Origin of the sequence: Streptomyces sp. NPDC048718, assembly GCF_043198875.1 — a bacterium.
Taxonomy (GTDB): Bacteria; Actinomycetota; Actinomycetes; order Streptomycetales; family Streptomycetaceae; genus Streptomyces.
On record NZ_JBICVG010000013.1, the window covers coordinates 140,452 to 155,719 of the forward strand.

8 protein-coding genes are annotated in these 15,268 nt (G+C 71.9%); 3 read left to right on the forward strand and 5 right to left on the reverse strand.

From position 1 onward, the window contains the following. Positions 1–340 precede the first annotated feature (340 nt). Together ACGFRB_RS24245 and ACGFRB_RS24250 are read left to right on the forward strand one after the other, a co-directional pair. Complete coding sequence (locus ACGFRB_RS24245) at positions 341–7,762, forward strand: polymorphic toxin type 27 domain-containing protein (protein ID WP_393245859.1); 7,422 nt, start codon at positions 341–343, stop codon at positions 7,760–7,762. 11 nt (positions 7,763–7,773) lie between these two features. After that, positions 7,774–8,187 carry a hypothetical protein gene (locus ACGFRB_RS24250; protein WP_393245861.1) on the forward strand — a complete coding sequence of 138 codons (414 nt, stop codon included), beginning with the start codon at positions 7,774–7,776 and terminating at the stop codon, positions 8,185–8,187. Positions 8,188–8,314: 127 nt separating this feature from the next. On the opposite strand, the gene ACGFRB_RS24255 is transcribed toward ACGFRB_RS24250, so the two are convergent. From ACGFRB_RS24255 to ACGFRB_RS24275, 5 genes are read right to left on the reverse strand one after another with little or no spacing between them, the layout of a single operon-like run. Continuing rightward, positions 8,315–9,046 carry a hypothetical protein gene (locus tag ACGFRB_RS24255; RefSeq protein ID WP_393245863.1) on the reverse strand — a complete coding sequence of 244 codons (732 nt, stop codon included), beginning with the start codon at positions 9,044–9,046 and terminating at the stop codon, positions 8,315–8,317. A 50-nt stretch (positions 9,047–9,096) separates the two neighbouring features. Next, positions 9,097–10,023 carry an AAA family ATPase gene (locus ACGFRB_RS24260; RefSeq protein WP_393245865.1) on the reverse strand — a complete coding sequence of 309 codons (927 nt, stop codon included), beginning with the start codon at positions 10,021–10,023 and terminating at the stop codon, positions 9,097–9,099. Continuing rightward, entirely contained in the window at positions 10,020–12,398 is a 2,379-nt protein-coding gene (gene fxlM, locus ACGFRB_RS24265) for a methyltransferase, FxLD system (RefSeq protein WP_393245867.1), read from the reverse strand. Before fxlM ends, ACGFRB_RS24260 begins: the two co-directional genes overlap by 4 nt. 34 nt (positions 12,399–12,432) lie before the next feature. Beyond that, positions 12,433–13,818: a phosphotransferase gene (locus ACGFRB_RS24270; RefSeq protein ID WP_393245869.1), complete on the reverse strand. Its 1,386-nt coding sequence runs from the start codon at positions 13,816–13,818 to the stop codon at positions 12,433–12,435. Continuing rightward, the gene (locus tag ACGFRB_RS24275) at positions 13,815–14,279 is read right to left on the reverse strand and encodes a MazG nucleotide pyrophosphohydrolase domain-containing protein (protein WP_393245870.1); all 465 of its coding nucleotides are present in this window, start codon (positions 14,277–14,279) and stop codon (positions 13,815–13,817) included. Before ACGFRB_RS24275 ends, ACGFRB_RS24270 begins: the two co-directional genes overlap by 4 nt. A gap of 503 nt (positions 14,280–14,782) precedes the next feature. Between ACGFRB_RS24275 and ACGFRB_RS24280 the strand changes: the two genes are divergently transcribed. Then, the gene (locus tag ACGFRB_RS24280; protein ID WP_393245872.1) at positions 14,783–15,241 is read left to right on the forward strand and encodes a hypothetical protein; all 459 of its coding nucleotides are present in this window, start codon (positions 14,783–14,785) and stop codon (positions 15,239–15,241) included. Positions 15,242–15,268: the final 27 nt, after the last annotated feature.

Sequence of the window (15,268 nt, forward strand, 5' to 3'; positions counted from 1 at the left end):
TGCCGTGGGAGAGACGGTGGCCGGGCGGTGCCTGCCTTGCCTGTCACCGCCGCAGCCCCGACTCCGTACCAACCTGCCCAAGAGCTACCAGCCTTGCGGGTAAGTAAAGAGATGATCAAGGCAAGCGCGCGAATGCCCCTAAATGAGCCATATGGAGACCTTGGTTCCGATTGTTCAACCTTCACCAATGTGGTGGAGGTGTGAAATTGTCGCGCTGTAAGCGGCAGCCGCGTCTCGTGGGGGGAAGGGCGAGCGCGCAGGCACCGCTGTGTCCCGCAAGCTCAAGTGTCATGCCCATGACTCGACGCTGCCGATCTGTCGATCAGATGGGCAGACGCACATGTCATGGCTCCACGACGTCCGCAGACGCAGACGTCGCTTCCGGGTCGCACTGACCCGGGCCACGAGCGCCACCGCGCTCCTCACGGCCTCGGCCGTACTGATGGGCCTGGTCCACGCGGCGCCCGCCGCCGCGGACACCACGCCGCCCGAGGACACCGGCTTCATCCGCAACAGCATCGGCGAGAAGCGGCGGCTCGACCGCTGCATCGCCGGCGCTGCGATGCACGCCGGCGGCCCCCTGGTGAAGGCCAAGGCCATCGAGGGCCTCGCGGGCACCGAGGAAACGCTGCGCACGGTCGTCGGCAACACCGACTTCATGGACCTCGATCCGCTGGGCACCGCCAAGCGTGACGACCAGGCCGCTGGACTGACGTACTCGAACAGTGTCTCCGCGCGCAGGAGTGCGCTGGAGAAGGCGAACGAGCCCTACGTCCGGTCGGCGTACACCAGCCCGGACATGAAGTGGCAGATCCCCGCGTTCGGCGCGGACCTCGTCCCCTTCACACATCGGTGGAAGGGGGAGCACGGCCTGGGATGGGACGGGCACACCAACGCCGGCGCGGAGGCGGTCGCCCGAGCCAGGGAGATCGCGGCGCAGACCAAAGGCCAGGACAGCTGGAACGACTGGGCCTCGGACCTCATGCTCGGTGGCGACACCCCCGCCACGGACAGGGTGTCCGGCACGACCTCCAGCGACATCGCGTCCTATCTGAAGCACGGTGGCTTCCTCAAGGAGGCGCCCGCCAAGGACTCGGCCGAGTACCGGGTCGAGATCGAGGACCTCAAGCAGGCCTGGGCCGCGTGTAACTACCAGAACCCGGTCGACATGCGGCGCGTGCTGAACGAGCTGCTCATGACGGCGATGGCCGAGTGGGAGCTGGAGTACGCCGGGCAGGAGCCGCAGCGCTCCGCGATCATCAAGGCGGACGCCGCCGCGGCCGACGCCACCCGTGAAGCCGCCGACAACCTGATCGAAGCCCTGGCCGATGCCTGGGCCGTCGACCAGATCCAGACCTGGCGGAAGTACTGGCAGGACAACAAGCCGATCGGCGGCGTGACCCCGCCGGACCAGGCCATGTACGCCCAGGCCGACGCCGACGTCACCCGTTACCGGGCGCGGATCGACGCCCTCGTCGCCTCGGCGACAGAGCAGGCTGCCCTGGCCAAGACCGCGGCAGGAAAGGCCACGGCGGCACAGCAGGAAGCCTGGGCCATCGCGGACACCACCCATGTGCCGCGTGGCCGGGGCCTGATGTACGCCCAGCAGTCGGTGCAGGTCGCCCGGGCCTCCTCGGCCGCGGCGACGGCGGCGGCGAAGGCGACGGAGACGGTGCGGCAGGCGGCGAACGCGTCGGTCGCCAACTCCGGCGCCCTGCTCGCGCGGGCGGAAGCCGAATCGCAGGCGGTCAACGCGGAGTTCCGGCGGGTCGCCGCCGAGGAGGCCGCCGCCCAGGCGAAGGCCTCCGCCGACAGTGCCGAGGAGAACGCCACCGCCGCCGCGCAGGCGGCCGACACCGCCGCGACGGCGCGCACCACGGCCGAGCAGAAGCGGGACGAGGCCAAGACGGCCGCTGAGAACGCGGCGAGCGAGCGGGCCAAGACCCAGGCCGAGAAGGCGACCGCCGTCGCCCAGCGGGCGAAGGCCGCCGCCGAGCGGACCAAGGCCGTCGAGGCCGAGCAGCGTGCCTCGGCCCAGAAGACGGCGGCGCAGAACGCCGAGGCGACCGCCGGCACCGCGAGCGAGACCGCCGCAGCGAAGCGGAAGACCGCCGACGCGACCGCGAGCGCCGCGCAGACCGCACGGGAGAAGGCCGCCGCCGCACTGGAGGCGAAGCAGGCGACCGCCGCCCGCGCCACCGCGCTGGAGGCGGCCGCAGCGGCAGCCGAGGGCACGGCCGCCGCCGCCGAGACCCGTACCGCTGCCACCGCCGCCCGCACCGCCGCGACCGAGGCCGCCACCGCGGCCGGCACCGCGCAGACGGCGGCCGACCAGGCCACCGCCGCCGCCGTCGCCGCACGGTCCGCCGCGACCACCGCCGAGGGCGCCGCCGAGCGCGCCAAGGCGAACGCGAGCAGCGCCTGGTCGGCGTACTACACCTCGACCCAGGCCGCGTCCTCCGCACACGCCGCCGCCGCCACCGCGCTCGACGCCGCCCAGGACGCGGCCACCCGCGCCGGTCTCGCGTCGAAGGCCGCCGCGAACGCCACGGAGCTGGCGAAGCAGGCCGAGCAGGACTCCGTGACCGCCGCGACCAGCGCGCGGGAGGCGGTGGCCTCGGCCGGAACCGCCGTGGGCCGCGCCTACGCCACCGGCCAGGCCGCGCTCGCCGCCCGCGACAGCGCCATGGAGACGGCCGAGGCCTCCACCGAGGCGGTCACGACCGGTACGCCGTACCGGGAGAAGGACTCCGCGGCCGCGTTCGCGGTGCTGGTGGGCCAGTCGTCGAAGACGATCGCCGAACAGCAGGCCGCCGCCGCCGCGGCCAAGGCCGCCCAGGCCGCGCGGGCCGCCGCCGACGCCGAGGCCGCCGCCACCCGGGCGCACGGCGACGCGAAGCTCGCGGCCGAGGCCGCCGCCCGCGCCGCCGCCGACTCCGTCCGCGCCGCGGACGCGGTCACCCGCGCCCACAGCGCCGCCGCGAAGGCGGCCGGCGCCCAGGCCGGCGCGAAGACGGCTGCCGAGGCCGCATCGGACCACGCCGTCCAGGCCGGGAACGACGCGGCCGGGGCCCGTACCACCGCCGACGAGGCGAACACCGCGGCCACCGAGGCCGGCCGGGAGGCCACCGAGGCCGAACGGCACGCCGCCCAGGCCCAGGAGCAGGCCGACCGGGCCGGCGAAGCCGCCAAGGACGCCTCCGACCAGGCGACCGGCTCCGAACAGGCCGCCAAGGACGCCGAGTCCAAGGCAGCCGACGCCACCGGTCACAGCACCGCCGCCGAAGAGGCGGCGAAGAAGGCCGAGCAGGAACAGCGCGAGAAAAACGAGGCCGCCCACAAGGAGGCACTCGCCCAGGGGGTCACCCCGATCCAGGGTGGCGCCGGCAACTGGCCCGTGCTCAACGAGCGGGAGGAGAAGATCCTCCGCGACGCCTGCGGCCAGACCTGTGTGAACGACTACCGCAACGGCCTCGCGGCGGTCTCGGTCGACATCGTCCAGTGGGCCACCGACAACGGCGGCGCGATCCTCTTCGAACAGCTCGACGCCGCCAAGGTCAAGCAGTGCCTGGCCGGTTCGGACGTGGAGCAGTGCCTCTGGCGGCTCGTCGACATCCCGGCCTCGGCCGCGATCGTCGGCCGCGTGCCCGCGCTCGCCCAGGCCATCGAGCGGGTCGCCACCGGCATGCGGCAGATCTTCACCGCCGCCGACAACGCCCTGCACCGGCTCAACGAGCTGACCCAGGTGATCCGCAAGACGCGGGAGACCCCGCGCCTGGACCGCTGCCTGGCGGGTGTCGCCCTGCACGCGGGCGGCGCGCGGATGAAGGGCAAGGCCATCGAGGCCCTGTCCGGCACCAACGCCCAGCTGCACGACATCGTCGGCGAGCCCGGCCTGATGTACCTCACCGCCCTCGGCCAGGCCAAGCTCCAGGACCAGCAGGACGCGTACGCCTACCGCGACGCCGTCGGCGCGCGTACCTCGAACCTCGAACACGGCAACCGGCCCTACGCGCTCAGCTCGTTCGACAAGGGCATCACCCTGGACGCCCCCGCGTTCGGCGCCGACGTCATGGAGTTCACGCTCTCGACACAGGCCAAGCTCGCCGCCCGCCTGGGCCAGGACGGACACTCCCTCGCCGGGAGCGAGTCCATCGCCCGCGCCCGCGCCATCACCGAGGAGAACCGCGGCAAGGACGACTGGTACGACTTCGCCGCCGACCTCATGCTCCGCGAGCACTCGCTGACCGACGCGGCACACCCCGGACGCACGACCGGCAGCGACCTCGCCGGCTATCTGCGGCACGGCGGCTTCCTCAAGGAGAAGGCCGTCGAGGGGACGCCCGAGTTCCGCGTCGAGGTCGAGAACCTCAAGCAGGCATGGGCCGCGTGTGACTACCAGGACCCGGTCGACCCGCGCGCCAAGCTCAGTGCCGTCGCCTCCCAGGCCTCGGCCGAGTGGGAGGCCGAGTACGCCGCCCAGGCCGCGCCACGCGCGCTGATCACGCGCGCGGAGGCGGACGCCGCCGCCTCGACCCGCGCCGCCACCGACAACATGGTGGAGGCCATCGGCCAGGCGTGGTTCGCCGACCAGATCCTGCGCTGGCAGAAGTACTGGCACGACCTGCTGCAGCGCGACCCGAAGAACATCCTCAAGCCCGACCAGGCCCTCTTCGACCAGGCGAACACGGATCTGGCGAAGGCCCGAGGCCGGATCCAGGCCCTGGTCGCCACGGCGAAGGAGCAGGCGACGGCGGCGAACGCCGCGTCGGCCCGCGCGGTGTCGGCCCAGCAGGACGCGTGGACCATCGCGGACGCGGCCAAGGCGCCGCGCGGCCGGGGTCTGATGTACGCCCAGCAGTCCGTCCAGGTCGCCCGTGCCTCGGGCGCCGCCGCCACCGCCGCCGCCAAGGCGACGGAGACGGCCCTGAACGCGGCCGACGCCACCGTCTCGACCTCGGCGACGCTGCTGGCGCTGGCGAACACCGAGGCGCACGCCGTCAGCACCGAGTTCCGCCGGATCGCCGCGCAGGAGGCGGCGGCCCAGGCGAAGGCGGCGGCGGACAGCGCCGACGCGTACGCCGCCTCCGCGGCGAACCAGGCGGCCGCCGCGAAGAAGGCCAGGCAGGACACGGCCGCCGCCGAGGAGAGGGCCCGCCAGGCCGTCGCCGACGCGCAGCGCACGCGTGCCACCGCCGAGTTGGAGCGCGCCAACGCGGCGGCCCACCGGGCCACCGCCGAACGCGAGCGGGACAACGCCGCCGGCCACGAGGCCGATGCCGTCACCCAGGGCCGGATCGCGAGCGAGGCCCGTGCCTCCGCCGAGGTGTCCGGCGCGATCGCCGCCGACAAGAGGAAGGTCGCCGAACAGGCCGAGAAGGACGCCGTCGCCGCCCGCGACAAGGCATTGGAGGCAGAGCAGCGGCGGGACTCGCTGGAGTCCAAGGCCCAGGCCCTGGAGGCGTACGCGGCTTCTGTGGAGGGGACGGACGCGGCCACGGCGGCCCGCACCGCCGCCACCGATGCCCGCACCGCCGCGAACAGCGCGGGCGCGGCCGCGTCCAGCTCCCGTACGTCGGCGAACGCGGCCACCGCCGCCGCCGTCAACTCCCGTGAGGCCGCCACGAAGGCACAGGGTGCCGCGGCCCGGGCCCAGGCCGCGTCGGACGCCACCTGGGCGTCCTACACGGTCGCGGCAAGCGCGGCCGCCACCGCGCACGCGAAGGCGGCCGAGGCCATCACCGCCTCGGCGGCGGCAGCAGCCGCCGCCGAGGGTGCCAAGGAGGAGTCCGCCAAGGCGAACACGGCGGCCACGACCGCCAAGACCGAGGCGGACGAGGCCCGCAACCAGGCCGCGCAGACGGCGTCGGCTGCCGCCACCACGGCAGGCAGGGCGTACGCGGCCGTCGCCTCCTCGCTCGCCGCCCGCGACTCGGCGGCCCAGGCCGTGCGACCCGCGCAGGAGGCAACCGCGCTCGGTACGCCGTACCAGCAGACCGACAGCGCGGCCGCCTTCGCGGTGCTGTCGGGGCAGTCGTCGTTGACCATGGCGGAGCAGCAGGCCGCTGCCGCGGCGGCGACGGCGGGCATGGCCGAGGGGTTCTCGGCCGAGGCGAAGGCCCTCGCCGCGCGAGCGGAAGCCGACATGAAGCTGGCGGCGGAGGCGGCCGCAGCCGCGGCCGCGGACTCGGCCCGGGCCGCGAAGGCGTATCAGGAGAGCCAGGTGTCCGCCGCGCAGGCCGCGGTCGACGCCAAGACCGCGCAGGAATCGGCCGCGCGCACCCAGGAATACGCGGGCAACGCCTTCTACGCCGCTCTCCTGGCGAACTCGGCCGCGAACCAGGCGCGTCAGGACGCCGCCACCGCCAACAGCGCGGCGACGGAGGCGGAGCGTGACGCCGCTCACGCCCAGCAGGTCGCCACCAAGGCGGAGGCCGACGCGTCCGCCGCCAGTGCCACCGCCGACCAGGCGGAAACCGACGCGACCGCCGCGGAGAAGGCCGCCGAGGGGGCGCGTGGCGCCGCCCAGGAGGCCCAGGCCGCGGCCGACCGCACCGAGACGGACGGCCGCGACCAACAGATCGAGGCGGGCATCGCCACGGGCATCGAGGGAGTGTGGGCGGTCCTCGACCACATCGAGTACATCGGTGAGCCGAAGGTCAAGAAGGACAACTGCAATCCGATCTTCCACGTCGGCAATTGCACGGTCACGGCCACCGTCACCTACCTGGCATACGTCGACCTTTTCTCGTGTGTGCAGCCGTCACGGCTGGGGACGTGCTCGAAGGAGAACACGGTCTACCTCGGCCCCGACGTGTCGAGGGTCGATGACAAGACCTTCACGAAGGTCCTTTCGATGGTCGAGTTCAACTCGAGCATCGACCCGGTCGAAATCCTCCTCGGCGACTTCATCGGCTGCGCCGAGCGGCTCGCTCCCGGCGGTGAGAAGGGCAGCTGGGGCGACTGCGCCTGGGCGGCGAGCTGGTTCGTCGCGGGCCCGATCTTCAAGGCGGCGAAGACCGCGATATTCGCGCTGGACGCCTCGTTCAAGACGGGCGTCGCGTTCGCCGACGCCTGGCGGATACTCCGTACCGCCGGCCTCGCCGAGACCGCCATCCAGGGCTTCCTCAGCCGCCTCCTCCGGAAGATCCCCGCGCTGTGCGAGACGGCGGGTGCCGCGACCTTGAAGGTCGCGACGCTGTCCATGGCCTCGTCGCGTTCCGACATGTTGGATTGCTTCAAGGCGATGGTGAGCAACCTCGTCAAGAACGGCGATCACATCGTTCTGGGGGTCAACCCTCACTCGGATGGTCTGGTCAAGGCAATCGAGGACGGAGTGGTGACGAGCTCCCACGGCCCGGCGAAGACCTTCAACGGCCCGGCGTATGGCCCTGAATTGCCGGAAGAGCTGGGGTACGGGGTGCGCGCACTGTGGACGGTGGGGGTGGAGAACGCAATAGCCAACCCCAAGGTGAATATCTCCGTAATCCTGGATGGTGTCGAAGGTGCCAAGACTGCTGACGAGGCGCTGGCCCTGCTTCTGGAGCGCGGGGAAAAACTCCTGGGCGACAAATGGACAATCATCCAGGCCGGCGGTAACGGAACCGCGTGGGAAATGGCCAAGCTCCGTACGGCCGTCCGGACAGGAGACCGAAACTGGAATTCCATTGAGTGGTGGATGACGATCGACGGCAAGCTCGCAAAGGTCGATCCGAAGCGTTTCCTGAAACTCGATGGAACGCCCGTTCCTGACGCTTGGTAGCCCTAGCAGAAATGGCAGATTTTGTTCGGGAGGGGCGACTCTTCAGAGTCAGCGGATTCCTCCCCTCGCATCGACAGCTGTTTCTGGTCAGTGAGGCCACCCTGGTGGACCGGGCCACGACGAGGATCGAGGTCTATATGGGGCATGTGGAGCTGATGTTCCTCAAGCCCTACTACCGCGACGGGCTCCACATTCGGCGGGCGACCGCCGCCGAGTTCGGCGTGCTCAGTGAACGGCACGGCATTCCGGCACGGGACGCCGTCTACACCTGGATGCTGGAGCGGGATGGCGGCAGCTTCGTCGTCTCCGGCAATCCGAGCTGGCGGGAGGCGGAGTACGCACTGATGGGCGACCGGCGGTCGTTGTACGATCCGCGGGAGTCCTGGCCTCCGGAGTTCCCGGCGGAGTCGGGGCAGGTGAGCTGACCGCTCGGTGGCGCGGGCACGGAACCTTCCGATGTCCGCGCCGTCCGGCCGGCGTACCGGAACAGCGAACGCCCGGCCGGGAACATCCCGGCCGGGCGTTTCTCGTGGGGAACGAGGAGGGGAAGGGTCAGCCCAGCTGGTCCAGCTGCGCCTTGACGACCGCTTCCGGGATCGCGCTGTTCTTCGGGGTCAGCATGTTGACGCCGTAGAAGGCCGCGATCACTCCGCCGTCGCGTACGACGGTGTACGTCATAGGGACCTTCTGATCGCCGACCACGCTGGTGATGCGGTAACCGACCGCCTCCTCGCCCAGCTTCGGCGCCGCCACCGACTGGATGTCCGTGTAGGTCAGGCCGAGTGTCTTGAAACCCTTGGGGCACTCCTTCAGCGAGTTCCGCAGATCGGCCATGACGCGTCGGGCGTCCTTCTCGGAGTGGGAGGCGAGCCACATCGAGCCGACGGTCGCGTTCTTCGCGTCGACGGCGTCGAGCGACCGGTGCTCGACACTCACTGCGGGGAGGTGGGTGTAACCGCCGGCGAGGCTCGCGAGCGGCTGGCACTCCGCCTTGTCCGCCTTCATGTCGCGACCGGCCTCGACCTGCGCTTTGGCGACCTTCTTGGCCATGAACCCGTTCCGCTGCCCGGTCAGCGCGGCCTTCTCCAGCGCCTTTGGACCCACCGCGCCGATCCGCTTCGCCTCCGCTTCGGCCTTTCCCTCGGCGCCGGCAGCCGTGCTCTGCGTGCTCGCCCTCGTTTTTTGGTCCCCTTCTCCGGAATTCTTGGATTCTCCACCGCACGCGGAGAGCGTGAGCAGGAGGGGCAAGAGGGTGGCGATCGGGAGAGCCCTGCGCAGTTTCATGGTTTTCTTTCTGGCGCCTGTTCCGGACGAAGATCAAAACGAATTCGATCTTACCGGTGGAGGTGATCGACTCCCGTTACGGTTTGGATTCGGATTGGCCTGCCTCGGCTGTTCCGGACATGTCCGGCCATGGTGCGATCGGGGAGTCCGAATCCTGCGAGGAGGACGCGCCGCACGGCTCGGCGCGCCGCTCGCCGACCTTGGCCACCGTATGGTCCGGCACGTCCTGGTGGGCCAGACCGAACGGGGAGCCGATCCCTTCCTGCGCATCGTGTTCGCTCCCCCCACCGCGAGCGCGGGGGCCTTTTCATTGAATTCCGCACCCAGGTCGTTGACCGTCCCACCGCCCACCGCCCACCGCCCACCGCCCACCGCCCACCGCCCACCGCCCACCGCCCACCTGGCTGGCCCGGGGGCCGGGCGGGGGCCGGGAGTCGCAGGTGGGTGAGGGCCGCGTCGAGGGTCTGCTCGGGTGTGAGGGCGCTGGCGTCGATGACGTGGCCGTCGGCGTGCATCCAGCCGGTGGCGGCCTGCCTGTAGTCGGTTGCCCGCCGGCGGCGGTAGGCGCGTACGGCTTCGCTGCGTGCCTCGTCGCCGGGGAACTCCCGGCCGGCCACGATCCGCTCCCGGAGTACCACTGGAGCGGTGTGCACCACGAGGTGGTGAAAGCCGCCGTCGGCCTGGCGCGGCGGGGTGAAGATCTCCTCGGCGTAGGCGGGGTCGGGGACCGTCATCGGCACGATGACGGGGCCGCCTGTGTGCTGGGCCAGGCCGGCGACGAAAGCGCTGGTCAGGTGCCGCCGTAGCGGCAGGTCCTGGTAGTCCTTGGGCCGGAGGGTGTGTCCGGCGAGCGTGCTGTGCAGCAGGTCACCGACGGCCTCCGGGTCGGCGACCGTCGCGCCGGGCAGGGCGCGGCGCAGCCCGGCGGCGAGGGTGGTCTTGCCGCCGCCGAACGGCCCGTTCAGCCAGACGATCATGCCTCTCCCGTGGTTGCGGCGAGCGCGCCCGTGGGCCGCGCGGGGGCCGGGAGGTGCCCGGCCCGGCCCGGCCACCGGAACACCAGCCGACAGGACGTCTTGTCCACCACGTCGCCGACAGGCAGCAGGTGGCCGGGCGTGCCGGCCGGATGGGCCGTCAGGACGGGATCGGCGTGCTTGTCGTTGTCGTCGGCGCGCACGTGACGGTCCCAGGCCCGGGCCGTGGCCGTCAGCTGCTCGGCGAGCTCGGGTCCCTGCTCGCCGAAGGCGTGGACGACCCACTCCCACGCCTTGTCCTCGGGGCGTTCGCCGTCCTTGGTCTGTACGTGGGTCAGGTAGGCGAGCGAGGCATCGCCGACGACCGCAGGCGCGTCACGGTCCTTCCCGATGGCGGTCACTCCCTCGGTCGGGGCCTGGTGAGCGGCCAGCCGGCAGAAGGAAGGCAGGGTGGTGGCCGCGTACAGCTGCAAGGAGCCGAAATAGGAGGTGGCCGCCCCCATCGTCACACCGGTGGCGACCTCGTGCCGCTGCCCGTGCAACGCCTGCTCCAAGCCCGTCGTGTCGGCGGCGGTGCCATGCTCGAAGCGGAGCGTCAGCCCGCCGTCGAGCAGGGAGACGACCGGGATGGTGCGGGCTTGCTGTCCCTGGTCACGGACGAAGCCGCAGTAGGTCCACCCACACGCGTGCAGTACCTCGCCGCGCCGCTCGAAAGCGATCGCGCGGGTGTAGCCCCCGATCTCCAGCGGCAGGACCAGGCGCCCTCCTTCGGCCAGCTGCTCGCGCCAGGCCGGGGCGATGTCCCAGCAGTTGTAGGTGATCACGCTGCCGTCGAAGCCGCCGCGGGGCACGAGGTGGGCAGGCGCGCCGAGGGCACCGTCGGCTTCGACGACGGCGACGCGTCCGCTGCCGGCCTCGGTGGTGAAGGCACGGGTGCGGCGCACGACCCACGGGTCGATGTCGGCGGTCACTACCCGCCCCCTGGGGCCGGTGACGTGGGCGATCAACTCGGCGTTGTAGCCGCCGGAGCCCGCCTCGAACACGATCGCGCCGGGCGCCAGAGCCAGGTTCTCGATCATGCGAGCTTGGAGCCAGGCCGCGGACACCGAGCTGATCGCCGTTCCGGTCTCGTCGCGGCGGGTGACGACGGCCCGGTCACCGCCGTCGTACGCGGTCGCGAGGTTCGTCTCCGGGGCGAAGCGGTGACGCGGTACGGTCCGCAGCGCCTGCCGGACCGGCTCGGAGGAAGCCCAGCCGCCGTCGATGACCGTCTTGGCCATCGCCTGGCGCAGCCGGGCGGCCTCGGCCGGCTCGCCCGGCACGGGCGGCCGTTCGGCGGCGAGCGGGTAGGAGACCACGGGCGGCAGGTCCGGGATGACGCCGGGCCACACGACGTCCAGCGCGGATGCGGCCGGGGCGAAGACGGGGCCGACGCAGGCCAAGGCGTGCAGGTCGAAGAACTCCCAGCGGTCGAACTTGTCCGCCTCCGCGTTGGTCAGAGTTCCTGTCCACGCGTTGATCCGGACGACGGCCGTGAGCCGGGGGATGCCGTGGCTGTCGTCCACCAGCATCGACACGACATGCGCGTCCGCCGGATCGGCCACCAGGCCCGTCTCCTCGGCGAGTTCGCGGACTGCCGCTGCGGCGAAGTCCTCCGCACCGCTCGTCTTGCCGCCGGGGAGATCGAGCATGCCGCGCCGGGAGCGGCCGAGCAGGACCCGCCCGGCGCGGTCGGTGACGACCGCGAGGGCGCCGGTCAGCGCGTGGCCGGTGGTCGGCCTCTTCTCTACGGCCCGGGTGTCGGCGTGGCAGGGACCTCGCAGGACCAGGACAGCCAAGCCGTCCGCGTCCAGCCGCTCCACCGTCTCCCAGCCGGCGGCGAGCACGGCGATCTCGTCCTCGTCCAGCGCGATGCCGCGCCGCTCCTCAGGCGTGTTCTCCGCCACCGGCGTGATCACGACGAGAGCGCCGCCGTCCCGCAGCCGCTCACCCAACCCGTGAACGACCCGCCCCCTGTCCCGCACGAACGGGTATACCAGGCGGAGCGTGATCAGGCCGTAGCCCGCGGCGTGGAGCGGGGCCGGGTCGTCGTGCTCGATGTCCAGGTGCAGCCACCGCACGCCCTTGACGCCGGCGTGCTCCTCGCGAGCCCGGGCCAGGGCGCTGTCGGCGAAGTCCAGGGCGTCCACGGTGTACCCGAGCGAGGCGAGGTAGGCGGCCGGCTCGCCGGTTCCGCATCCGACGTCGAGCGCCCGGCCGCCACCGTCGGGGACGGGGGTGTGCTCGGCGAGGAGTTCTCGCTCGCGCTCACCGAGCTGCCGGAACCCCTTTCCGTCGCTGAAGTGCTGCTCCCACTGGTCGCGGGCGGTGTATGTCAACGTGCTGCTCCTCGTGGTCGGAGGGGGCGGTCGGTCAGGGGCGCTGTGCGGTACGGAGCCGGGCCAGGGTGCGCAGGCCGCGCTCCACCGGCTCGGGATCGCCGTGGGCGGCGCCGTAGGAGATGCCGGAGACGGCATCGAGGACGGACAAGACCGTGAGCTGGTTCTCTTCTTCCGGGGTGAGGGGGCGGCCATAGCCGTCCATCACGGCCTGAAAGAGGTCGGGCCGGCCGTGCCAGGCGTCGGAGAGCCGGACGAAGTCCCTGAGCGCCGGGCCTTCCTCCGACCGTTCGAAGTCGATGACGTACAGGATGTCGGCGGACTCGTCCCAGCGCAGGTTGCGCAGCTGGAAGTCACCATGCGTGGGAACCGCCTCCGGGGCGGGCAAGGCGGCGGCGGTCCCGGTGATGGCGCGGATGAACTCCTCGTCCCGGGCTACGAGATGGGCGCGGGCGCCGTCCAGATGCCGCTCCAGCTTCCCCAGCCACAGCGTTCCGGCGCCCGGACGGGGCGGGGCACTGCGGTGGATGCTTGCCGCGAGCCGCCCGATGTGCCGGAAGATCTGCCGCTGCTGCCCGGGCGGGTGGACGGCTCCGTGCAGAGACCGGCCTCTCACCGCCGTGAGTACCACCGCCCGCAGCCCCGCGTCGGCGGCCACCAGCCTGGGCACGGCCGCGCCCAGAGTGGGCACCCAGGTTCGGTAGGCGGTCACCTCCCGGGCATGGAAGCGGTCGCTCCGGTGGACTTTCACGAACCACTCGCCGCCCTCGGTGCCGCGGGCATGCCACACGCGGCTGCCCGTCCGGGCCCCGGAGACGTCCGTCCAGACGCTGACGCGCCCGACCGCTGTCTCGGCGAACTCCCGCACCCGCCGGTCGGGCATGTCTGCGGCCGCGCCGGCGGAGGGCCCCATGTGAAGACGGTCCGCTCCTGGCGCGAGAGCGGCCCTCAACCGGCCGGCGATCCCTGCGGTCTCCTCGGCCGGCACCTCAAGCAGTCCGGCGCTCTCCCACAGCAGGGCGGCGGTCTGTTGCCGGTCGTACGGCACGCCGGGCGGCAACGCGGCCACGTGAATGTGGACATGGGAATTTCCGCTCTTCGAGCCGAGGCTCAGCACGTAGATCCGCTCGGTCGGAACCGTCTTCTCGAGCGCCGCCCCGGCGCGGTGGACGACCTGCCAGAGCGCGGTGGACGTCTCCTCGGTGAAGTCGCCGATCACGTCCTCGCGGTGCTGGACCGGAGCGACCAGCAGTTTGCCGAGCAGGGTCGGGTACCGGTCCAGGAACACGACATGGTGTTCGTCGAGGTAGACGATCTCGTGCCGGAACTCGGGATCCCCGGCCAGCATGCGGCAGATGAAGCACGGCCCGGTCCGGGACCTGTGGGCGTACGCCTGCTCGTCGAACTCGACCCGCCTCACCGCGTCGTCCCCTTCCCCAGGTCGCTGGTGATGGACTCCTCCAACTGCCGCATGGTCGTGGTGAAGGCGGCTTCGAGGTCGATGCCGTAGAGCTCGGCGATCACGACGACGGACCACAGGCAGTCCGCCAACTCGTGCCCGAGGCCGTTTCCCGGCGGTGCCGGCCGGACGCCGTCGGCGGCCTGGGTGAGTTTGGCGAGGTCGCCGACATCGCCGACGAAGCCGAGCACGAAGTCGTGCGGCTGCCAGGTGCGGCCGTGCCTGGCCCGGTTGAGTTCGTCGTAGAGGCCATGGACGCGCATGGCCCTCCTCGTGATCTCGCTGAGGTCCACGGTCGGTCTCCGATCGTCTGGGGGGATGATGTATGGATCGGGGCCGGTCGGCTTGTCGCGCTCGCCGAGGACGAAGGTGCTGTCGTCGCCCTCGCGGGTGCCGTGCGGGGCCACGGTGTGCGTGGACACCAACGCGTACGGGGCCCGCGACGCTCCGCGGCCCAGCCTCGGAGCGCGGTTCCGGAAGTCTGGTGGCCGCCACGGAGGGCCGCCCGCGAGCGCTGAACGGACTCGGTGGATGATCCGGCTGATCTCCATGCGCCTCCAGATATGTCCGAGCGGTGTCACGAAGCCCAACGACGCCGCTTGCGCTTTCGAACGCACGTATTTCAGTCGTGTCGGGTACCCCGGGCGCAGCGGGTCGACTCGTGTTCGCGATACACGGACCCGTGCGGCACAAAGGCCCCTGCTGATGGAGGTGTTGGCCAAAACGCAGGTGATCCACCACCGCGTCCAAAGAATGGCGCGGGCGCTCTCGGCCAGGGGATCCTTTCCGCCCACCCGAGCGTTGTCCTGACGGAGACGCAGGAGTGGGAGGGGGCGGTGCCGGCCGGCCGCAGTCGCCGGCGGTGCCGGACGTGCCCGCTCCGGCCGCATGATGCCGTCCGTGCCTTCGACGTGGAGGAGTTCCGGTGCTGGACCAGACCCTTGCCGCCCTCGCCTTGTCCGGTGCCACCACCGTGGTGGCAGCGATGGCCACCGATGCCTGGGAAGCGGCCCGGACCGGTACCGCCAGGCTGCTCGGACGCGGTGAGCCACCCCGGCAGACGACCGTCGAGCATCAGTTGGACGCCGATGCCGAACTGGTCCTGAGCGAGGCCGACGGTCCCGGCGTGCGACGAGAACTCGTGCCGGTCTGGAACCGCAGGCTGGTCGCCTTCCTCCGCGAGAACCCGGCCGCCGCGGACGAACTGCGTGCTCTCCTGGACGAGATACGTCCGGCTCTGCCGCAGGGCGAGCCCCGTTGGGTGCAGCAGGTCACCGCTCATGGCCAGGGCACCGCATTCGGCGTCCAGGGCGGTGACATCCACTACCACGCGGGTCCCGCCCTGCCGCCGCCCGGCGAAGCCGTGCAGGCAGACCATGGATGAGGGCGGTGGGACCGGGACCGGGACCGG